Source organism: Treponema berlinense (assembly GCF_900167025.1).
Classification (GTDB): Bacteria; Spirochaetota; Spirochaetia; order Treponematales; family Treponemataceae; genus Treponema_D; species Treponema_D berlinense.
In genome coordinates this window covers 229814-250338 of the sequence record NZ_FUXC01000002.1, presented here as the reverse complement: position 1 = coordinate 250338, position 20525 = coordinate 229814, and the positions used below count along the sequence as shown (strand labels likewise).

Annotated in this window: 18 protein-coding genes and 1 tRNA gene; 3 read left to right on the top strand and 16 right to left on the bottom strand. The window is 38.6% G+C overall.

Translation table 11 applies throughout. The features are described 5' to 3' along the window. The first annotated feature begins 9 nt into the window (after nucleotides 1-9). A complete protein-coding gene (locus B5D47_RS02980; RefSeq protein WP_078930334.1) occupies nucleotides 10-426 on the top strand; it encodes a DnaJ domain-containing protein in 417 nt (138 codons plus the stop codon). Nucleotides 427-494: 68 nt separating this feature from the next. Here B5D47_RS02980 and B5D47_RS02975 read toward each other — a convergent pair whose 3' ends face one another. The 9 genes from B5D47_RS02975 to B5D47_RS02935 all read right to left on the bottom strand — a co-directional run bounded on the left by B5D47_RS02975 (nucleotide 495) and on the right by B5D47_RS02935 (nucleotide 10977). Next, nucleotides 495-1862 (bottom strand): sigma-54-dependent transcriptional regulator, encoded by a 1368-nt coding sequence (locus tag B5D47_RS02975; RefSeq protein WP_078930333.1) that lies wholly within the window; start codon nucleotides 1860-1862, stop codon nucleotides 495-497. Continuing rightward, the gene (locus tag B5D47_RS02970; protein WP_078930332.1) at nucleotides 1859-3097 is read right to left on the bottom strand and encodes a two-component system sensor histidine kinase NtrB; all 1239 of its coding nucleotides are present in this window, start codon (nucleotides 3095-3097) and stop codon (nucleotides 1859-1861) included. Before B5D47_RS02970 ends, B5D47_RS02975 begins: the two co-directional genes overlap by 4 nt. A 96-nt stretch (nucleotides 3098-3193) precedes the next feature. Then, on the bottom strand, nucleotides 3194-4429 hold the full coding sequence (locus tag B5D47_RS02965) for a DNA polymerase III (RefSeq protein WP_078930331.1): 1236 nt from the start codon (nucleotides 4427-4429) through the stop codon (nucleotides 3194-3196). Then, nucleotides 4429-4908 carry a CvpA family protein gene (locus B5D47_RS02960; RefSeq protein WP_078930330.1) on the bottom strand — a complete coding sequence of 160 codons (480 nt, stop codon included), beginning with the start codon at nucleotides 4906-4908 and terminating at the stop codon, nucleotides 4429-4431. Before B5D47_RS02960 ends, B5D47_RS02965 begins: the two co-directional genes overlap by 1 nt. A gap of 140 nt (nucleotides 4909-5048) precedes the next feature. After that, nucleotides 5049-6194: an undecaprenyldiphospho-muramoylpentapeptide beta-N-acetylglucosaminyltransferase gene (murG, locus tag B5D47_RS02955; RefSeq protein ID WP_078930329.1), complete on the bottom strand. Its 1146-nt coding sequence runs from the start codon at nucleotides 6192-6194 to the stop codon at nucleotides 5049-5051. Nucleotides 6195-6283: 89 nt separating this feature from the next. Then, the gene (locus B5D47_RS02950; RefSeq protein ID WP_078930328.1) at nucleotides 6284-7261 is read right to left on the bottom strand and encodes a hypothetical protein; all 978 of its coding nucleotides are present in this window, start codon (nucleotides 7259-7261) and stop codon (nucleotides 6284-6286) included. A 166-nt stretch (nucleotides 7262-7427) separates the two neighbouring features. Next, a tRNA-Phe gene (locus B5D47_RS02945) sits at nucleotides 7428-7500 on the bottom strand. A 135-nt stretch (nucleotides 7501-7635) separates the two neighbouring features. Further along, a complete protein-coding gene (locus tag B5D47_RS02940; protein ID WP_078930327.1) occupies nucleotides 7636-9276 on the bottom strand; it encodes an ABC-F family ATP-binding cassette domain-containing protein in 1641 nt (546 codons plus the stop codon). A 51-nt stretch (nucleotides 9277-9327) separates the two neighbouring features. Beyond that, nucleotides 9328-10977, bottom strand: a complete 1650-nt coding sequence (locus B5D47_RS02935; RefSeq protein WP_078930451.1) for a DEAD/DEAH box helicase — start codon at nucleotides 10975-10977, stop codon at nucleotides 9328-9330. A gap of 234 nt (nucleotides 10978-11211) precedes the next feature. On the opposite strand from B5D47_RS02935, the gene B5D47_RS02930 reads away from it, so the two are divergent. Then, nucleotides 11212-12342 (top strand): class I SAM-dependent methyltransferase, encoded by a 1131-nt coding sequence (locus B5D47_RS02930; RefSeq protein WP_078930326.1) that lies wholly within the window; start codon nucleotides 11212-11214, stop codon nucleotides 12340-12342. A gap of 199 nt (nucleotides 12343-12541) precedes the next feature. Here B5D47_RS02930 and rpmE read toward each other — a convergent pair whose 3' ends face one another. From rpmE to rpsT, 6 genes are all read right to left on the bottom strand, one after another. Next, nucleotides 12542-12757 carry a 50S ribosomal protein L31 gene (rpmE, locus tag B5D47_RS02925; RefSeq protein ID WP_078930325.1) on the bottom strand — a complete coding sequence of 72 codons (216 nt, stop codon included), beginning with the start codon at nucleotides 12755-12757 and terminating at the stop codon, nucleotides 12542-12544. Nucleotides 12758-12928: 171 nt separating this feature from the next. Next, entirely contained in the window at nucleotides 12929-14692 is a 1764-nt protein-coding gene (gene rho, locus B5D47_RS02920) for a transcription termination factor Rho (RefSeq protein ID WP_078930324.1), read from the bottom strand. A gap of 222 nt (nucleotides 14693-14914) precedes the next feature. Continuing rightward, entirely contained in the window at nucleotides 14915-15367 is a 453-nt protein-coding gene (locus B5D47_RS02915; RefSeq protein WP_078930323.1) for a bactofilin family protein, read from the bottom strand. 5 nt (nucleotides 15368-15372) lie between these two features. After that, nucleotides 15373-16821, bottom strand: coding sequence for an apolipoprotein N-acyltransferase (gene lnt, locus B5D47_RS02910; protein ID WP_078930322.1), 1449 nt, complete (start codon nucleotides 16819-16821; stop codon nucleotides 15373-15375). A 15-nt stretch (nucleotides 16822-16836) separates the two neighbouring features. Beyond that, on the bottom strand, nucleotides 16837-17163 hold the full coding sequence (locus B5D47_RS02905; RefSeq protein ID WP_078930321.1) for an HU family DNA-binding protein: 327 nt from the start codon (nucleotides 17161-17163) through the stop codon (nucleotides 16837-16839). A 93-nt stretch (nucleotides 17164-17256) separates the two neighbouring features. Continuing rightward, nucleotides 17257-17541 (bottom strand): 30S ribosomal protein S20, encoded by a 285-nt coding sequence (gene rpsT, locus B5D47_RS02900; protein WP_078930320.1) that lies wholly within the window; start codon nucleotides 17539-17541, stop codon nucleotides 17257-17259. A 208-nt stretch (nucleotides 17542-17749) separates the two neighbouring features. Between rpsT and B5D47_RS11260 the strand changes: the two genes are divergently transcribed. Next, a complete protein-coding gene (locus B5D47_RS11260) occupies nucleotides 17750-17926 on the top strand; it encodes a hypothetical protein (RefSeq protein ID WP_143592590.1) in 177 nt (58 codons plus the stop codon). A 92-nt stretch (nucleotides 17927-18018) separates the two neighbouring features. Here B5D47_RS11260 and B5D47_RS02895 read toward each other — a convergent pair whose 3' ends face one another. Next, nucleotides 18019-20472, bottom strand: a complete 2454-nt coding sequence (locus tag B5D47_RS02895) for a helicase C-terminal domain-containing protein (RefSeq protein ID WP_078930319.1) — start codon at nucleotides 20470-20472, stop codon at nucleotides 18019-18021. Nucleotides 20473-20525 lie beyond the last annotated feature (53 nt).

The window sequence follows — 20525 nt, the reverse complement described above, 5'->3', positions numbered from 1 at the left end:
ATACGCAAAATGCCGGATTCAATGTATGACAAACTGGGAGAACTGCTCAGCGAAGCGCTTGATTCCGGCAATTTTTTTTACGAAAACCCCTATTCCGCTCAAAATACGCAACAAAAATCTTACGAAAAAGAAAAAATCATCGATCCTGTTCAGGAAGAGAAAAAAAATCCCCATGAAAAAAGTCCGCATAAAAATAAAATTTTACTAAAAAACGCAGGAACAGAAATTCAAAAAGCAGCGAAAATAATCGGCATAACAGACGAAATGTCTTTAGAAGACGCAAAAAAGCAGTTTAGAAAAAAACTTATGCGATTTCATCCTGACAAAAACGCCGACAACGAAACTATGAGAAAAATTACACAAGAAAAAACAGAACAAATTCTCTCAAACTGGAAAATTCTCGAAGAGTGGTTTTCCAAGTTTTAAGCAAAAAACTTAAAGGTCTGAAAAAAAACGGCGTTAAAAGCAAGATTTTGATTTTAATCTGCTAAAAATTATTCTTCTTCCGGCCCGGAACTTGTTACAAGACCGTATTCGTTCAGTTTTCGATGAAGAGTTTTTCTTCCGATTTTTAAAATATCCGCTGTCTTTGTTTTGTTTCCGTTGTTAGATTCAAGATTTTCAAGGATAATCATTTTTTCGGCATCTTCAAGGCTAATTCCATAAGGCACCAGAATTCCCGAACTGTTTTTTTTGTCTTCAAGTTTAATCGTCAGGTCTTCCGCCTGAATTTCATCTCCGCTCGCCATGACGACGGCACTTTCCACGCAATGCTGAAGTTCACGCACGTTTCCTGGCCAATCATAATTGAAAAGAATATTTTTTGCAGAATTAGAAAAGCCTTTTATATTCTTGTTGTTTTCCTTGTTATATTTTAAAAGAAAATTGTTTAGCAAAAGCGGAATATCGTCTTTTCGCTCACGCAATGGCGGTACCATAATTTCAATTCCTTTAAGACGAAAATAAAGATCTTCGCGGAAATGCTTTTGTTTTACCTCGTCTTCGAGAGTTTTGTTTGTGGCAGAAATTACGCGGACATCGACCTCAATCGTTTTTTCTCCGCCAACGCGCTCAAACTTTTTTTCCTGCAAAACTCTTAAAAGTTTAACCTGAACTCCAGGATTTATTTCGCCGATTTCGTCCAAAAAAATTGTTCCGCCGTCAGCAAGCTCAAATTTTCCTTTATGCAAAGTTTCGGCGCCGGTAAAAGCCCCTTTTTCATGACCGAAAAGTTCGCTTTCAAGCAAAGACTCGCTTAAAGCCGCGCAGTGCACTTTTATAAAAGGCTTGTCCCGTCTTGAAGATTTTTGCTGAATCGCGTCCGCTACAACTTCTTTTCCAACGCCACTTTCGCCTGTTATCAATATGCTTATCTTTGAATCTGCAACCTTGTTTATAAGATTGTTTACTTTTTGAAGAGAAGGACTTTTTCCAATCATATTGTCTGACGATTTTGACTTAACTTCGGACAAAAGTTCCTGATGCTGCAAGCTGAGTTCCCTGCCCTTTAACGCCCGCTTTACAACAAGTTCCAGATGCTCAAGATTGAGAGGCTTTGTCAAAAAATCGTAGGCACCGTTTTGCATTGCAGACACGGCGGCGTCAATTGAACCGTGGCCTGTCAAAACAATTACAGGAATTCCCGGCATTTCGCGTGTTACTTTTTTTAAGACGTCTTCTCCGCTTGTTCCCGGCATTCTCAAATCTGTAATTACAAGGTCAATATCGCCTTTTGAAAGAAATTCCAGCCCTTCGTCGCCGTTTGCAGCAATTTTTACATCATAACCGTCCATTTCAAAGTCGGCGGCAAGCCCTTCACGAATATTTTTTTCATCATCAATTACCAAAAGTGTAAATTTCATCTGACTTCCTCATCGTGGGTCAAAAGTTTTTTCTGCGTCTGCGGAATTGGAATTGTAATCGTAAATTCTGAACCTTCTCCCAAAACTGAATCAACGCTAATATCTCCAGAAAATTCTTTTATGATTTTATAGGACATAGCCATTCCCAAACCTGTGCCGTTTGCTTTTGTCGTATAATAAGGCTCAAAAATTCGGGATTTTACTTCTTCGCTCATTCCTGTTCCGTTGTCCGAAATTTTCAGAATAAATTTATCATCTTTTGTCTCTGTTTTTATGAGAATTTTTCCAAAAAACACTTCTTCAAAAGCATTTGTCTTTATGCTTGTGCGGAAACGCTCTTCGATTGCAGCAAGCGCGTTTTGAGCAATATTTACCAAAACTTCTCTAAAAAGCTTTTCGTCAATTAAAAGTTTTGGATCCTCTTTGCAAAGTTTGGATTCAACCTTGATTTTTTTTTCGTTAAATTCCGGTGCAATAAAACCAATAAAATCTGTTAAAAGAGTATTTACCTTTACGAGCGAAAAATTTGCGGAAACAGGACGAACTGCCATTAAAAAATCAACGACAATCTTGTTCAGACGGTCAATTTCCTGGTTTACGACTTCGAGATAATTTTCTGTAAACTTTGGATCTGGCAACATTCCATCGCCTTCCCGCTTTTTTCTGATTGCCTTTTGCAACAGTTGAATATGAATGCTTATTGCTCCAAGCGGATTTTTTATTTCGTGGGCAACGCTTGCGGCAATGTTTGTAAGACCGGCCATGGTTTCCATTCGATGAAGCAAAACTTCCTGGCTTCGCTTTTGAGTCACATCTTCAATCATTATTATATTGCCGGAAATTTCGTTATTTTGAACAAGCGGCATTACAGAAATTTCGATAAATCTTACAGAACCGCCTGGAGTCGAAACCGTGTATTCTTCGCTTAAATTTGTGCGGTTATTTTCGTCGCAGCCTTTTAAAAATTTATAAATTTCTTCATCATCAATAAAATCGTAAAATTTTTGATTCCGGTTTTCTTCTGGAGAAGATTTTAAAGGCAGATAACGTTCGGCAGCTTTATTTATCTGAGTAACTTTCCAGTTTTTTTCTACACTTACAAGTCCGGTAGAAAGAGATTGAAAAATTGACTGAAAAACTTCGTTTTGATTTTTTATTTCGCTAAAAAAAAGTTCAATCTGCCCTGGAGACAATTTTGAAAGTTTTTCATATACGCGATTCGAAAATTCCTGCATAAATCCTCCTAATAAAAACTCCGCGTTAGCGGCGAGAATCACTGTTTGTGAAAGCAACGCTTGAGCAAACAATCCGTAATTTTTATCCAGACAGTTTTAAAACAAATTCGCCTTTCTGATTCCTGCCAAATCCCTGTAAAGTTTTTCCAATGCTGCAACTGGTTTTTGATTATAAACAGAAACGTTGTTAAAACACTGCCTTACAGCCTGAATATTTTTTATTTCGACTTCTGCGTTTCGTCCGGAATTTTCATCTTTATCAACAGGAGATTTCTGAGCCTCAAGAATTCCCTGTAAAAAAATCTTGAACATTGTGCGCGGCTCAAAATCTTCGCATTTTTTTACGATTTCGCTGATTTGAATAAGTTTATTTTCCCTAATTCCGTTATAAAAAAATTCCGCTGTTGATTTTATATTTTTGGGAGAAACAGGCAAAAAAGTCTGTAAATATTCTTGAATTTGACCGTTTCCCTTGTCAGCATTGTCATGAAAAACTCTTTCTATCACTTCGCGCTGCTGATTTTGAGTACGCTCGACAAAACTGTAAGTACGAACCCTCGAAAGAATAGTCGGCATTACGGCTCCACGGCTTGCAGTCGTAAGAATAAATACAGCATCTTCTGGCGGTTCTTCAAGAATTTTTAAAAGCGCATTCCGGCAACTTTCATTCATTTTGTCCGCATTTTCAATGATAAGAACTTTTTTTCCGTCATTAGATTTCATTCTTGTCCAAAACGAAGCCTTTCTTATGTGGTCAATCGGAAGAGAATCGTACATAAAAGTTGACTCCAGTTTTTGCGCAGACTGAAGAATTTTTTTTGTAATTTCATCCAGTTCTTCATTTGCAGGAACAGGAAATTCAGGATTAAGACGTTCAAGCTGTTCATTTATTTCTTCTACAAGCGGCGAAAGTTTTGAAAGTTTGTCATCGCCTTCCCACAATACAGGACTAAAACGCAGAACAAGTTTTCGAACAGAACGAATGTAAAGGTAACGGGCGGCAGGCAAATACGAATAATTATTTGCTCCGGCGTCCAAAAGTGTTCTTGTAGCGGCAAGAATTTCCAGCGAACAGTCACGGGGACCCGCCAAAATGACATTTGTTCCGGCAAGTTCCTTTTGTTTGCGGCAGGAAGGACAGTTGCAAAGCCAGTTTCCTTTTTTTTCTGGCAAAGGTTCTGTACAGGAAAGAACCCGTGCAAGTTCAAGCGCACAGGTCAGTTTTCCGGAAGATTGAGGTCCAGAAAGCAAAATTGAAGACGGAAGTGTTTTGTTTTTTATGTCGAGCGTCAAAAGAGATGCCGCGTCCTGATACAAAAGATTTTCAAACATTAGACAAAAACCGCTCCCAAAGTTACAATTGGTTTTGCAAGGATTGGTGAAAAATACGTCCAAAAAAATGTACTGTCAATAAAATCAGTAGAAAACCACGGCTGAGCTTTTAACACGATTACAATTGCGCTGACAATTATAAGACCTTCCGCCATTCCAATCGCAAATCCCAGAATTTTATCAAGACTTTTTAAGATTTCACCTTTAAAAAGTCCTGCAATAATTGTCTGTAAAATTTTTACGAACAAAAAAACAACTATAAATAGAAGTATAAATGAAATAACAAGACAAACGCTCTTTATTTTTATTATTTTTTCAAGAAAAGGACTTAAACTGCCACAAAAAAATACTGCAACGAGAATTCCAGCGACAAGAGCAAGTTTTCCGAACAATTCCTTCAAAAAACCCTTTGCACAAGCAGTTATTGCAAAAAATAAAACTATTATAAAAAAAACTACATCAATAAAGCCAAAATGCATTATTTTTCTCCTATAAAAAGTCAATATTAAAACTTCAGTCTTAGGATTGACTTTTAAAAAGTCCGCGTTAGCGGCGAGCCATGGATGGCGAGAATCAAAGTCTGTAAAAGCAACGCTTAAACAAACTGTAATGATAAAAATTACACGGATGTAACTTTTATCGTACCTCCTATACTTTTAAAAATCAATTCAGCAATTTTTAAGGAAGCTCTTTTTCCAGATGCGAGTTCTGCCATTTTTTGAGACATTAAATCTCTTTCCTTTTTGTCCAAGAGTTTTTCAAGACAATTCCGTAAATTCTCAAAAACCGCTTCGTTTCCTGTCAAAACAAAAGCGGCTCCGCGCTCCTTAAAGAAATTTGCATTGTCAACCTGATCGCCCCGGGTTCCATTTCCACACAACGGAATAAGAACAGAAGGCTTTTTTTCAACAGCGCTTTCCCAGACTGTATTTGCTCCTGCCCTCGAAAGAATAACATCCGCACAAGCAATAACATCAGGCATCTGCTCATAAATAAACGGATAAGGAAAATAACTGTCCGTTTGAGCAGGCACAAAATTTGCATCTTTTGAACCACATTGATGAACTACGTTAAAATGCTCTGTCAGCCAGGCCAAATTTTCTACAACAAGTTCATTCAACTGATGAGCGCCAAGACTTCCACCAAGTACAAGAAGAACAGGCTTTTTTAAATCCGCATTCTTTCCTTCAAAAAGAAATTTCCGTCCTTTTTGTGCATCAGCTTCATAAAACACAGGGCGAACAGGATTTCCGGTCACAACGGCAATGCTCTGTTTGTTTTTTGGAAGAAATTTTACAGTTTCCGGATAAGAAACCAGAATTTTTGAAGCAAAGCGCGAATTTATTTTTGTTGCAAGTCCTGGTGTAAAATCACACTCATGCGTAAAAACAGGAATCCGCAAAATTCGCGCGGCAAAACAAGGAGGAACAGAAACAAATCCGCCTTTAGAAAAAACAACAGCCGGACGAATAAATAAAAGCCTGAAAAAAGAAACCGCAATTCCTGCGATAATTTTAAAAACATCAAAAAAGTTTTTTATTGAAAAATATCGCCGTAGTTTGCCAGAAGGAATTGCGCAAAACCTGTCGGCACTTCCGCTTTTTTCGACGAGTGTTCTGTCCATTCCGGAAGAATTTCCGAACCAGTAAATTCTTATTTTAAGATTATTTTTTTCTGCAATTTTTTTTAATTCATCGGCAACGGCAAGTCCCGGATAAATGTGTCCGCCTGTTCCGCCACCAGCAAAAACAATTTTTATGCTCATTGTGTTATTATGACACAGTTTTTTTCTTTAGACAAGAAAAAAGCCGGCTGAAAAATCAACCGGCCCAATTTTTAAATTCACTTATAAAACTACAGGGAAAGTCTTAAACTTGCAGCTCCTGACCACAAGCCGTCATCTGTAATATGACGCAAGTCGGCAGTAATGCTGAGAGTAAAGTCGAGAACAAAGAAATTAACGCCTACACCTGCAAAAATCTGAGGCTGAATTGCGTTAAAATCAAACGAATCTGTCTTATAAGAACCGTTGTCTTTAACCTTTGCTCCAAGTGTTCCCGCAACAGTTTCAATCTGATCTGCATAAGCTCCGCTGTAAGCCCAGTCCCAAGTATTGTCCGCCTTAGAAACAAGTCCTCTCAAACCAACAAATGGAGTTACAAAAAGGAATTTTTTAGAAACCTGAGCCTGAAGATACATTGTGTGAACTTTGTAATCAACATTTGCCTTCGCATAATCCGAAGAAACTCCAAAAGTTCCCTGATTGTAGAAATAACCTGCACCGACACTGATTTTTGGCATTATAAGTCCGCCCTTAAACAGAGCATAGCGCACGTCCATTCCGACTGTAAGCAAATCAACATCAAGATCTGCACCGAACTGAGAAGTGCTCATTTTTCCAGTTTTCATAACAGCAATGTCAAAATCGAAAGGAAGCAAAATTCCGCCAATACGGAGGTCAGCCGTAAAAACCGGAAAATAATAGCTGCTCTTAATGTCAATGTCGTCAAGCTGCAAAGCTTCGATAGCCTGCTTTAATCCGCTTGTATCAATGTGAGTAAAACCGATATTTACTCCTCCACCAAGATGAGGCGGAAGCGAAATCAACTGGCCGATATAAGCGTCAGACCAGACATTCTGCTGAGTTGCAGCCTGAGGAACCGCAGCGGCAAGCTGTTTTGAGAAATCATCAAAACCATTGCTAATTTCATCTGCCTGCGAATTAAAATTTTCAACCCAACCTGGTGTAATATCTTCAGGTTTCCAGGCAAAAACAGATGTGGAAAGGAGAGCAAAAAGCGCAACCGATCCCAAGAATTTTATTTTTTTCATTGAAATATCCTCCTGTAAAAAAAACAAATAACTTAATTTCAAAAACAAAAGCTGAACGAGACAATCGTCCGACTTATAGAATTGTAACGCAAAAATAATATCTTACAAATAATTTTGTTTTAAGAATTTAAAATAAAAAAGGCTCCTGAGTCTGTCAGAAGCCTTTTGCCACAGGTTGGAATCGAACCAACGACATACGGATTTTCAGTCCGGCGCTCTACCAACTGAGCTACTGCGGCATTGATGTATATTACTATAACTAAATTGATATTTTTGGTCAATAGCAAAATTGCAATTTTTTTAAAATTTTTTACTTTTTTTGCTGCGCAAAACTTTTAATTTTTTGCACAGCAAAAGCATTCAAATTCTAACAATTAGAATTTAATTTTTCTGTCCGAATCTTTGTAATATTCCTCGCGCATAGCACGAATCTGGTCATCTGCCATGTAATCGTCAAACGGCATCATGCGGTCAATTACGCCTTTTGGTGTAATTTCGACTATGCGGTTTGCAATTGTAGAAATAAATTCGTGGTCGTGACTTGTAAAGAGAATTACTCCAGGGAAATCAACAAGCGCACGGTTTAAGCTTTCAATCGCCTCAAGGTCAAGATGATTTGTCGGATCGTCCATAATAAGGATATTTGAACCGGCAAGCATCAATTTTGAAAGCATACATCGTACTTTTTCGCCTCCGGAAAGAATCTTCACTTTTTTAAGCGATTCATCGCCAGAAAAAAGCATTCTTCCCAAGAATCCGCGGACATAAGCATCATCCTGCTCTTTTGAGAACTGTTTTAACCATTCGGTAATATTGTAGTCGTTATTGAAAAACTGGTTGTTGTCACGTGCCAAATAAGAACAGCTTGTCGTCTGACCCCAGAAATATTCTCCGCTTTCCGCCTTTTTTTCGCCAGAAATTATGTCGAACAGGGAAGAAATAGTGTTGTGCTCAACTCCGACAAATGCAATTTTGTCAGTGCGGTTTACAATAAGGCTAAAGTCGTTCAAAAGCTGAACTCCATCCTCGTCCTTTGAATTGAGCTTGCGGCATTCAAGAACATTGTTTCCGATTTCGCGGTCAGGTTTGAACTGTACAAACGGAAATTTGCGGCTTGTGACAGGAAGGTCATCAAGTTCAAGTTTTTCGAGAATTTTCTTGCGGCTGGTTGCCTGACGAGATTTTGCGGCATTTGAAGCGAATCTCTGGATAAATTCTTTCAAATCCTTTGCTTTTTCTTCGTTTTTACGCTTCTGATCCTTTGCCTGCTTCTGAAGAATCTGGCTCATCTGGTACCAGAAGTCATAGTTTCCGGCAAACTGAGTGATTTTTCCGTAGTCAATATCGCAAATAACTGTACAAACAGTGTTCAAAAAGTGGCGGTCGTGGCTTACAACAATTACAACGTTCTCAAAATCAAGCAAAAAGTCTTCAAGCCAGCTAATTGACTCAAGGTCAAGACCGTTTGTCGGTTCGTCGAGGACAAGAATATCCGGATTTCCAAAAAGAGCCTGTGCCAAGAGAACACGGACTTTCTGAGATTCATCAAGTTCGCTCATCATTTTGTCATGATATTTTTCTTCAAGACCAAGACCAGAAAGCATCTGCTCAATCTGGTTTTCTGATTCGTAACCGCCGAGTTCTCCAAACTGAGCCTCGAGTTCTGCTGATTTTATTCCATCTTCTTCGGTAAAATCTTCTTTTGCATAAATTTCATCGCGTGCTTTAGAAACTTCATAAAGTTTTGGATAACCCATCATTACGGTTTCTTTTACACTGTAACTGTCAAATGCAAAGTGGTCCTGTTTAAGAACGGCCATGCGCTCTCCAGGAGTTATGATAATTTCGCCGGAATCGCGGTCCTGTTCACCGGAAAGAACTTTCAAGAAAGTTGATTTTCCTGCGCCGTTTGCACCGATAATTCCGTAGCAGTTTCCTGCCGTAAATTTTAAATTTACGTCTTTAAAAAGCGGTTTTTCGCTAAAATGAAGGCTTACGTCCGAAACTGTAATCATTTATGTCTCCCTTTTAAAAGTTGTTTTTGTTAATTTTTTTTACTTATTTTGTTATTTTGAAAAGAATTTCTTAATTCTATCAAAAATTCCAGTTTTTTTATTATTTTTTGCACTTGCTTTTAAAGCAGTTTTTTTATTTTGTCCGTTAAAATTCTGCTTTTGAGGCGATTTTTTTCCGCCAGTTTTTGAAAAATTGTTTTTCGCGTTTTTGACAGATTTTCCGTTTTTAGAAGAACTGGCATTTTTTGCAGAATTTTTCGATGCCGACGATTTTTTTGAATTTCCGCCATTTTCCGAAACAGAACTGCCTGTTTTTGAAAGGTTTGAATATTTTTCCTTGTAATATTTCATTCTTTCGTCAGCAGTCATTCCGCTCAATTTTGCAAGCTCTTCGTCGGTTGTGCGGCGTTTTGCAGAAGAGTTTGAATTCGCCTTCTTTTCGTATCTTCCTGCCGATTTTCCACTTTGCTTTCTTTCTGAACGTCTTGAGAATGACTTTTGTTTTTGCTCGCGTTCTTCCCGTTTTTTTTCAGAATCAAGCTTTATGTAAACATTGCGGCTCTTATCTTCAACAAATTCCTCCTGAACAGCAAGTCTTGAAGGAATCTGTTTTTCAATATAACGCTCAATCGGCATTAAAGAATAAACGTCCTGTTCAGAACAGAAACTGTAGGCTTTTCCGCTTTTTCCGGCACGAGCAGTACGTCCAATTCTGTGAACATAATTTTCCGCTTCGTTCGGCAAATCAAAGTTTACAACCATCGCAAGGTCGTTCACGTCAATTCCGCGCGCCGCAACATCGGTCGCAATAAGACATTTTATTTTTCCGTCCTTAAAATTATCCATAATCTTAAGACGGCGGCTCTGCGGCAAATCTCCGATTATAAATTCATTTTTAACACCGTTCAGTTTCAGGCGTTTTGAAAGAATTTCGCACATTTTTTTTGTATTGCAGAAAATAATCAGGCTTTCAGGATTTTCTTTCTGCAAAATTCCAAGCAAAAGAGGAATTTTGTCATCGCTCGCAACGTGAATAAGCTCCTGATCAATTTCATCAACCGTAATATTATTTGCCTCGATTACGATTTCTTTCGCATCTTTCGTATATTCCCAGGCAAGATTTTTTACATAAGAATTCAAAGTTGCGGAAAAAAGCATTGTCTGACGAACATCAGAGCCAGGCAAAAATTTTACAATTTTGCACAAATCAGGATAAAACCCCATGTCAAACATTCTGTCGGCTTCGTCAATCGCAAGATAAGCAACGCTGTTCAAGTCCATTTTTTTTGATTCGTGCAAATCAATTATACGGCCTGGAGTTCCAACAATAATATCAACACCCTTTTTAAGCTCGTCAATCTGATTTTCGTAACCAACTCCACCATAAAAAGAAGCAGTTTCAAGACCAGAAAATTTTCCGAGTTTTTTGGCTTCTTCTTCAACCTGAACAGCAAGTTCCCTCGTAGGAACCATTACAAGCGCTTTTTTGCCTTCGCTTTTTCCGCCGCTCAAAAGCTGCTGCATAATTGTCACAAGAAAAGCAGCAGTTTTTCCAGTTCCAGTCTGAGACTGAACATAAAGATCGCTTCCGTCGAGAGAAACTTCGAGCACCTGTTTTTGAACCGGAGTACATTCTACATAACCGGCTTCGTCAATTCCTTTAAAAAGGCTTTCGTTTAAATTTAATTCTGAATAATTCATAATGCCAACACTAAAAAAAATTTGAAGAAAGTAATTTACCGGCATCCGCAAAAAGAATCACATCAAAGCCAGAATTCTAAAGATGCCGTCAATTTTTAATTCATCGTATTTAACAACTTAAAAACGCAGTTTTAAGAAAAACTCTGAAAATTATACTGTTTATTGCACTTTGTTTCAACTTTACCGCAATTATACTATGTATTTTTTCAAGTTTTTAGGATATATTTTTTATTTATGCAAAATAACGATAATTCACAGAAAAAAATTCAATATCAGGCAGAACTTTTTGCCAACCGTCTTTCAAAAAAATACAAACTTTTAAAAAAATGGGCGCGCAAAAACAGAATAAGCTGCTACCGACTTTACGACAAGGACATTCCGGAAGTTCCGCTTGCAGCCGACATCTACGAATTTCTGCCGGACGAAATTTCCGACAAAACAGAATGCGCTCTCTTTCTTCGCGAAAACGACCTAAACATTTCGTCAAACGACCAAAACGCAATCTCCGAAACAAAAATGCGTACCTACCTCCATCTCTATCTTTACGAGCGCCCGTACGAAAAAGACGAATCCGAAGAAGAAAAATGGCTTGAGTCAATGGCAGAATCAGCCGCAAAAGTTTTACAGATTCCGCAGAGCCATATCATAAAAAAACTCCGAAAAAAGCAAAAAGGCGACAGCCAGTACGAAAAATTGGAAACTCAAAACAAAATCGAAGGCACGACTCAAGAATGCGGCCAGCTTTTTAAAATCAACCTGAGCGAATACCTCGACACAGGTCTTTTTTTAGACCACCGTCCTTTACGAAACCTTATCCGCCAGACAGTCCAGGGCAAATCCGTACTAAACCTTTTCTGCTACACCGGAAGTTTTTCAGTTTATGCGGCAGAAGGAAGGGCAATCCGCGTCGAAAGCGTCGATTTAAGCAACACATACATTTTATGGGCAAAAGAGAACATGGCATTAAACGGCTTTAGTGACAATGCAAAATATTTTTATACACGACAGGATGTGACAGGCTTTTTAAATCAAAAAAATGCGGAAGTTCCAAACGAACAGGGATCAAACCGCTACGACACAATAATCCTCGACCCGCCGACTTTTTCAAATTCAAAGGCCACACAAAACGTGCTGGACATAAACCGCGACTGGTCCGCTCTCTGCGAAAAATGTCTAAAAATCCTAAAACCAAAAGGCACTCTTTATTTTTCGACAAACAGCCGCCGCCTCTCATTCAGCGAAGACGAACTGCGCCAAAAACTTCCTGAACTCAATTTCCAGATTCAAGACATAACAAATCAAACCATTCCAGAAGATTTCAACGGCAAAAAACCACACCGCTGCTGGAAAATCTCATTATCTTAAATAAAAAATCAGGGCGTTCCGGCTTACGCCGTCGGGTGTTTCGCGGTTCCGCCTCCAGCTTCATTAAAATTGCAGTTTTGCAAAACAAAACTGCAATTTCAACGGCTTCGCCGCCGCTACACCCCCTAACGCAAAATCCATTTAAACAAAAAAAATCCACCTCAAAACGAAGTGGATTCTTTCAATCAGACAAATTTTCTTACTTTGACTCTTTGTTTGTAAGGCCAAAGCGTTTGTTGAATCTTTCGATACGTCCTGCTGTATCTACAAGTTTCTGTTTTCCTGTGTAGAACGGATGGCAGGCAGAACAAATTTCAACGTGAATGTTCTGTACTGTTGAACGTGTTTCGATTACATTGCCACACTGACATGTAATTTTTGTCATTTTGTATTCAGGATGAATACCAGCTCTCATTTTAATCTCCTTTACTGCTTGCCCGGCATTAAAGCAACCCCAGTCACCACTAGCTTACGCAAAATAAAAAAGCGTTTCTATCATTCCATCACTGTTAGGAAGCAAGTTAATACCACAAGTGTATTTTTAATTCTACATTTTTTATAAAACTTTAGTCAATACCAAGCCAGCCTAATTTATAGCCGCAGAACCTGTATTCATCGCAGCAAGAAAAGCTTTATTGTCCTTGCTTTTTTTCATCTGCTGCAAAATAAGCTCGGTAATTTCAATGTCTTCCATTGGCGCAATAACCTTACGCAAAACCCAAATTTTCTGAAGCTCATCTTCTGTAAGCAAAAGCTCTTCCTTACGGGTTCCAGATTTTTTAATATTGATTGCAGGGAACAGTCTTCTTTCTGCAAGCTTGCGGTCAAGGTTAATTTCAGAGTTTCCAGTTCCCTTGAATTCTTCAAAGATAACTTCATCCATGCGGCTTCCTGTTTCAATTAGAGCCGTAGAAACAATCGTCAAAGAACCGCCCTCTTCTATATTGCGCGCAGCGCCAAAAAACCGCTTAGGCTTATGCAAAGCATTAGAATCAACACCTCCGGACAAAACCTTGCCAGAAGTTGGAACTGTAATATTGTATGCACGTGCAAGACGAGTGATTGAGTCCAAAAGGATTACAACATCGCGTTTATGCTCTACAAGACGCTTGGCCTTTTCAAGAACCATTTCTGCAACCTGAACGTGGCGTGTAGCCTGTTCATCAAATGTTGAAGAAATAACTTCTCCCCTGATTGCGCGTTCCATGTCTGTAACTTCTTCCGGACGCTCATCAATAAGAAGCACAATTAAATAAACTTCCGGATTATTCTGGATTATCGCATTTGCAATTTTCTGCATAAGAATTGTTTTTCCGGCTTTTGGAGGAGCAACAATCAAAAGACGCTGGCCCTTTCCAATCGGAGCAAACAAATCGACAATTCTACCAGAATATTCATCGCTTACAGTTTCCAAACGCAATTTTTCGTTTGGATAAAGCGGAGTCAGGTTTTCGAAAGGAACACGGGTTTGCGCTACGCGAGGCTCATCGAAGTTTACGGTTTCGATTCTCAAAAGCGCAAAAAAGCGTTCACCTTCTTTTGGAGAACGTGTCTGTCCGTAAACAGTGTCTCCGGTTTTAAGGTTAAAAAGACGAATCTGGCTCGGGCTAATGTAAATATCATCCGGTCCAGGAAGGTAACTGTTCTGCGGAGAACGCAAAAATCCGTAGCCGTCAGGAAGAATTTCAAGAGCACCAGAAGCAAAGATAAGTCCGCCATGTTCTGTATGCGCTTTTAGAATATTAAAAATAACTTCCTGCTTTTTCATTGAAGGAATATCTTCTTCAGCACAGCCGTATTGAATTGCCATAGAACGCAATTCCGGCATGCTCATTTTTGTAAGGTCATTGATTAAAAGACGTGGTTTTGATTCGTATTCTTCAGGATTTTCGATTATCTGGGCTGCCGCTGTCGCTTCATCTCTAGCAGCGTTTCTTGCAGCAATTCTTTCTCTGTAGGAAGTTCTTCTATTATTGCCGTTGTTATGCTGGCGATTGTTATAAGTACGTTCTGTTCTTTCGGTCCGTTCACCGTCTGTTTTTGAAACCACAACCCTTCTTCGCGGTTTTACTACAACGCGAGTCCGGCGCTCTTCCGTTTCTGAAGGATTTTCTTCTGTTTCCGTCGCAGCAGAAAATTCTTCGGAAGCAGAATTCTCAGGTTCATCTTCTGACGAATCATTTTCTTCAGATTCGTTTACTTCCGGTTCTGCAACAGATTCTTCCTGGACTGGTGCCGGGCTTTCAAAAGATTCTGGCTGAATGTCCAACTCCAACTGGTTTTGAACATTCTCATTCTCACTTTTCAAGTCTTCGGATTTGTCCAAAAAACGGCGCTTAATCAATGCCATTTTAATTCTCCATAAAAAAAATAATAAAAACTGTAAAATTTTATAAATTATCTACAGACTTTTAAATTCAAAATATTCATCTGTAAAATTATTAAAAACGGTTAAAAAAACTAAAAACTTTTCAAGGATTTTTCGTTAAAAGAATTGATTACTCATTATATTATTCTGGCAATAAAAAAGTCAATAAGATTTGTTTTTTATCAAAGGCTCAAAACCGCTGGTTTAATGAGGCAGATCTGACTTAATAAGCAAAGCCTGTTTAAATTCATCAGAAGCAACAGAAAAAATGTCAACATCCGGCGGATTCTGCAACATTGTAACACTGCCTTCAAAATCCACATCGTCAGCAATTCTTATTCTTCCGGTCACAACATCACCAGAAACACTGCTTCCGGAACACATTTCGACACGTTCTTTTGCTTCTATATTGCCTTTTACTTTTCCAGAAATCACAAGAGAATTTACTTTTATTGACTCCACATCGCAAAGCGCGGTTTTGTCAACTTCCAAATCTCCGGTCGCATTTATTTTTCCGCTGAATTTTCCCGTAATCACAAGATTGTCAGTAAACTCGAGTTCTCCGTCAAATTCTGTTTCTTGACCAAAAACAGTCAGATTTTTTTTCTGATTTTCTTCTTTTTTAGTTCTTTTGTTCAGTTCAATATTCTGCGACATACCTGCTATTTTACCTTATTTATTTCAACTTCGCAATACAGAAAATTTTCAGAAAAAGGCTTTATCATTTCCCTCACTCTTCCAAAACCGTCTATATAGCAGGTTTGACCGCTGTTTGCAGAACGAATCATAGGAATTCCATTTTCCATTGAACAAAAACTTGCAGCCGCAAGATGCTGCATCTGGCAAGCTCTGCTATAACTCCAGGAATCATTTGAAAGACTGATAAAAAGATCAGCTCCCATTTTTGCCATTTTTTCGCCGATTTCAGAAAAAGTATCTTCAAAGCAGATTGGAGTTCCGATTAAAATTTCCTTAAATTTTAACAGCTTCATTTTTTCACCTTCAAGCCAGTAACGGCCGCTCCTTACACTCTGCTGGTAATATTCCGGAAAAAATCCTTTTAACGGAAAATCTTCAGAAAAAGGCACAAGATGATTTTTTTTGTAAACCTGCCAGTTCGGAAGCACTGTCTGTCTTGAATTGACAATTGGCTTTATCGGAGAAAACAAAAGAGCGCTGTTATAATTTTTAAAACTCGTTCCAAGAATAAAGTCGCATTTTTTTGAATTGATGTAATCAAAAAGGTCGACAGCTATCTCAGAACGCTCGTTTTCGCGTCCAAAACGCAATTTTTTATCAAAAGCAGAAACAACATCAACAACGACGCTGGTTTCCGGCCAGACAACAATCTGAGTGTCAGGATACTGCATAAGAGCCTTGTCGGTAAGCCGTTTCAAGCTTTCAATCTCCTTTTTATACTGCTCAATTCCATCTTTTCTTGGATCTGCATTATTTTGAATTAAAACCGTCTTTAAAGTTGAAGAAGTCTCTGTTTCCTCAGCAAAAAAACCTATAAAAATATGCTGAATAAAAAGAACTGCAAAAAACAATGTTCCGCCAGTCTGCACAAAATTAAAACGCCTGTATTTTAAAACATAAGAAATATTCGCAACAACAATACAGTTAAAGAAAATAATTAAAAAATCCAGTCCCCAAATTTTTGTATAGCGGACAGCCCTCGTTAAAACAGGAATTTTCCACTGCGTATAAGCAGAAACTCCGTATCCAAAGGCAAAATACCCTTTTGTAAAAAGAAATTCCGCAAAAAAAAGAATCAGAATATTAAATATAAAAGCATATTTCCGCGTCTTTGAAAAAATTTGCAAAAGAGCAAAAATCACAGCCCAATAAACTCCAAAAAGGGCATAGACACCAAAAGCCGAAAACACATCGTAACGGATAAGCCAAAAACAAAAAAGAAAATAACTGACAAAACCATAGGCAAATCCCGCCAAGGCAGATTTTTTCAGGCTGAGTTTTGGAACTATAAATAAAAAAGGAACATAATAAAACCAGGCCAATAAAAAAAGCCCGTTTTTAAAAATAAAATTAGGATGTGAAAGGAATTTTAAGAAAGCTGATAAAAGAACAGAAGCGACTACCTGAACCAAGGCTCATCTTCCTTTTTACTCAGCAACAGCCGAAGTTTCAGAAACAGGAAGATCCCAAAGGGATTTTTTCAGTTCCTGTCCAGCCCTAAATGCAGCCACAAAATGAGGCGCAACAGTAAGCTGCTCTCCTGTTTTTGGATTACGGGCTTTTGAACGACCTTTTCTCAAACGGGGTTCAAAAGTTCCAAAACCACGAAGCTCAATTGTATTGCCTTCTTTCAAGGCATTTTTTAACTCATCCAAAAGCTGTTCTACAACATCCTGGACGATTTTTTTTTCGCATTGCGTTTTTTGGTAAACAGATTCAACTAAATCATATTTTGTTACTTTTTTAGCAGACATTTATTTACCTCACAACACTTTCAGAAAAAAAATTCCTGATGACGCAAGAGTAAACTTTACGACATCAGGTTTTTAGGCATAGAGAAAGCCAAATTATTTTGCAGCAGCTTCAGCAAATGAAACGTTAAAAAGTTTCGCCATGCGTGACTTTTTGCGAGAAACAGCATTGCGTGTAAGAACGCCCTTACTGCGTGCAGAGTCAAGCTTAGATACTAAAGTTGTAAGTCTTTCCTTAGCAAGCTTTTCGTCTTTAGCCTGAACAGCTTCTACAAACTGTCTTGCGTAAGTGCGAACTTCACTTTTAATTGCTTTGTTGTGCAAGCGACGAACTTCGCTCTGTGCATATCTTTTTTCTGCAGATGATTTTTTTCCAGCCAAAGGAGGCACCCCCAAATAAAAACTTTATAAATATTAACAAACGAACGATTTATAGTCAATATGGATTTTTCGGTAATTTGTATCATTATATCAAATTAGAGTTTTATCTTGAAGTTTTTTTTCACTATATGCTTTTTTGAATCTTGACACAGACTTCCTAATTTATTATAGTATTCGAACATATTCGAATATTTTTTGGAGGATAGTCATGGCTGGTGCTAGTAAGAACTCTCGTACAACAGTTGCAACACAGAAATTTGAATGCCCTGAATGTGGTGGCGAAATCGTAATGAAAACTTTGTACGAAAACGGAAGACTCCGCAACGTAGCTGAGTGTTCAAAATGCAAACTCACAAAACGTCGTCCTAAAGATTTTAGAAAATAAATTCCTTATAACGACCATATAAATCCCGCAGGCCAAAGTACACGGCTGTGCGGGATTTTTTTTGTCCTAAAACACATTGCAAACCGAACAAACTAATCGATAAGTGCCGCAACAGCCTGCGCTATATTTTCTACAGTGTCATACATTTTTTTTGTCTCGGGAACACTCGAAGTAAAGATTCTTCCATACTGTTTTTCTACAATTCTTTTATCCAGAACAACGATTGCACCTTTGTCAGAATTTCTCCGCATCAACCGGCCAAACCCCTGCCTGAATTTTATAACGGCATCTGGAACAGACAGTTCCATAAAAGAGCTTCCGCCCCTCTGCTGTATCATTTCTGACTTTGCCGCAAAAACAGGATTGTTAGGAACACCGAACGGCAATTTTGCAATAATCACCTGAGATAAACTGTCGCCAGGAACATCAACCCCTTCCCAAAACGAATCCGTTGCAAAAAGAACACTTGTTTTATCTTCTCTAAAAATTTTCAAAAGCCGGAACCTGTCGTCATCTCCCTGCCTTAAAATTTTTATTCCCGAAAGCCTGAGCGCATTACGGGCTATGTCGCAGGCATGCTTTAAGGACTCGTAAGAAGTAAACAAAACCAGAGTCTTTCCGCCGGCCGCACGAATCAAACGGACAATCGAATCTTCGATATAACGCTGATATTCAAAGGCATTTTCCGGAAAAGGAGCATCTCTCGCAACAGCAAACAGCACATTAGTTTTATAAGGAAAAGGTGATGGAAATTCCCCTTCCAAAATACGCTCTTCTTCGGCAAAAAAAACACCTGCATGCTTTTTCCAGTAATTAAAAGATTTTCCTATGCTCAACGTGGCAGAAGTACATATAACGCTGTCCATCGGCTCAAAAACGCCTTTATTCATCGTCTGCGAAATATCAAGCGGAGTTTGAATAAACTGAACGTAATAAGGATTTTCAATATTTTTTGAAACTGCTGAACTGAGTTTTGATTTTTGAATCCAATAGACAAAATCCGGATGTTCGCTCCATGACAAAAAACTGCCAAGAACAACAGCGGAATCTTCAAGCCTTCTCAAAACACTTTTTGTCTCGTATAAAACAGGACTGTCTTTTGCCTCTTCCGGAATGCAGTCAAAAAGTTTGCGGACATTCCCTGTAAAATCCGCAATATGCTTTTGCAAAACCGACATTGAATGAAGGACGTTCACAAACTGGGTCTGGGTATTTTTAAAAAGCCTCAGAGTGTATTCGTGCTCCAAAAGCGCAAGAGCGGCATCCTCAAGCCCATTCAAGGCGACTTTTATCTGATTTACATCTTCAATCAGTGAGTCCGCATTTTCTTCAGAAAAAGAAAGAGAAAGAAGAGTGAATAAAAAGCCGGCGGCAGTACCTCTCCTCGTTCTGTACAAAAGATTAAGATGTTTTTGAATTTTAAAACGGTTTATCTGATTGCTAAAAAAAGATGTCGCGGCATCTTCGATTCCATGAGCCTCGTCAAAAACAATGCGCTTATAAGGCGGCAAAACAGCAGTATCTTCAAACCCAGCTCCTTCAAGCCGGGATTCAATATCCGCAAATAAAATATGGTGGTTTACAACAAGAATATTCGCATCGGCAGCCTCTTTGCGGACCTTCATTACAAAACATTTTTCGCGAAATGGACATTTCATGCCCATGCAGGCGTCAGCTTCAGAGTTTACTTTCTGCCAGATATTTTCCGAAGGCATAAAAGAAAGGTCGCTTCGGCTTCCGGTCGGTGTATTTTTTGACCATTCAAAAATTTTATCAAAAATTTCCTGCTCTTCATTGAATAAATCACGCTCTTTTCCAGTCTCATCAAGCCGGCGCAAACACAAATAGTTCTGTCTGCCTTTTACAAGAACCGCCTTTATTTTTTTTCCGACAATTTTTTCTGCCGCAGGAATATCTTTTTCAACCAGCTGCTGCTGAAGATTTATAGTTCCAGTTGAAACAACTACCCTTTCCTTATTTTCAACAGCCCAGAGCATCGAGGGAATAAGATAAGAAAAAGATTTTCCAACTCCAGTTCCTGCTTCAAAAATGCCGATTTTGTTGCCGTTTAGTGCACTTACGATTTTTTTTACAAGTTCAAGCTGAACAGGACGCTCCTCATAATCCGCAGATTTTTTAGCAAGAGGACCGTTTTTTGAAAGATAAAAGGCAACTTTTTCAGAATCCAGTTTTTTTACAACACGTGGAAGAACAGGCTCCATTACAACATAAACTTCAGAAACCTCGTTGTTTATAATGTAAAATCCCTGGGCATTTTCAGAGCAATCAGAAGCAACCATAAGATCCGCGTCAGAAGGCTGGAGATTTCCGGAAGGATGATTATGAATAAGAACAGAACAGTTTCTCTTTTGCGAAAAATTTACAGGGACAGAATTCAAAGAGCCTCTGGCACCGACACTGACAGAAACCACAACTCCGCTTTCGTTTATCAAGCCTGAAAAAAAAACTTCATTTCCGGAAGCGTTTTTTATCTGGGCGCGCATTTCCGCTCTTGCATTATCCGAAAAACGTCTGTTAATTTCCATCGCACCGCCCCTAAAAAAACAAAAGCGCAAAAAAAAACCTTGCAACTTTTAGT

Excerpts from the sequence above, each read along its gene's own strand:
- rho (WP_078930324.1), bottom strand. The coding sequence starts at position 14,692 with ATGGCATTGATTAAGCGCCGTTTTTTGGACAAATCCGAAGACTTGAAA.
- rpmE (WP_078930325.1), bottom strand. The coding sequence starts at position 12,757 with ATGAGAGCTGGTATTCATCCTGAATACAAAATGACAAAAATTACATGT.
- B5D47_RS02895 (WP_078930319.1), bottom strand. The coding sequence starts at position 20,472 with ATGGAAATTAACAGACGTTTTTCGGATAATGCAAGAGCGGAAATGCGC.
- B5D47_RS02935 (WP_078930451.1), bottom strand. The coding sequence starts at position 10,977 with ATGAATTATTCAGAATTAAATTTAAACGAAAGCCTTTTTAAAGGAATT.
- B5D47_RS02980 (WP_078930334.1), top strand. The coding sequence starts at position 10 with ATGCCGGATTCAATGTATGACAAACTGGGAGAACTGCTCAGCGAAGCG.
- B5D47_RS02940 (WP_078930327.1), bottom strand. The coding sequence starts at position 9,276 with ATGATTACAGTTTCGGACGTAAGCCTTCATTTTAGCGAAAAACCGCTT.
- B5D47_RS02915 (WP_078930323.1), bottom strand. The coding sequence starts at position 15,367 with ATGTCGCAGAATATTGAACTGAACAAAAGAACTAAAAAAGAAGAAAAT.
- B5D47_RS02975 (WP_078930333.1), bottom strand. The coding sequence starts at position 1,862 with ATGAAATTTACACTTTTGGTAATTGATGATGAAAAAAATATTCGTGAA.
- B5D47_RS02965 (WP_078930331.1), bottom strand. The coding sequence starts at position 4,429 with ATGTTTGAAAATCTTTTGTATCAGGACGCGGCATCTCTTTTGACGCTC.
- B5D47_RS02950 (WP_078930328.1), bottom strand. The coding sequence starts at position 7,261 with ATGAAAAAAATAAAATTCTTGGGATCGGTTGCGCTTTTTGCTCTCCTT.
- B5D47_RS11260 (WP_143592590.1), top strand. The coding sequence starts at position 17,750 with ATGGCTGGTGCTAGTAAGAACTCTCGTACAACAGTTGCAACACAGAAA.
- B5D47_RS02930 (WP_078930326.1), top strand. The coding sequence starts at position 11,212 with ATGCAAAATAACGATAATTCACAGAAAAAAATTCAATATCAGGCAGAA.
- B5D47_RS02960 (WP_078930330.1), bottom strand. The coding sequence starts at position 4,908 with ATGCATTTTGGCTTTATTGATGTAGTTTTTTTTATAATAGTTTTATTT.
- murG (WP_078930329.1), bottom strand. The coding sequence starts at position 6,194 with ATGAGCATAAAAATTGTTTTTGCTGGTGGCGGAACAGGCGGACACATT.
- B5D47_RS02905 (WP_078930321.1), bottom strand. The coding sequence starts at position 17,163 with ATGTCTGCTAAAAAAGTAACAAAATATGATTTAGTTGAATCTGTTTAC.
- B5D47_RS02970 (WP_078930332.1), bottom strand. The coding sequence starts at position 3,097 with ATGCAGGAATTTTCGAATCGCGTATATGAAAAACTTTCAAAATTGTCT.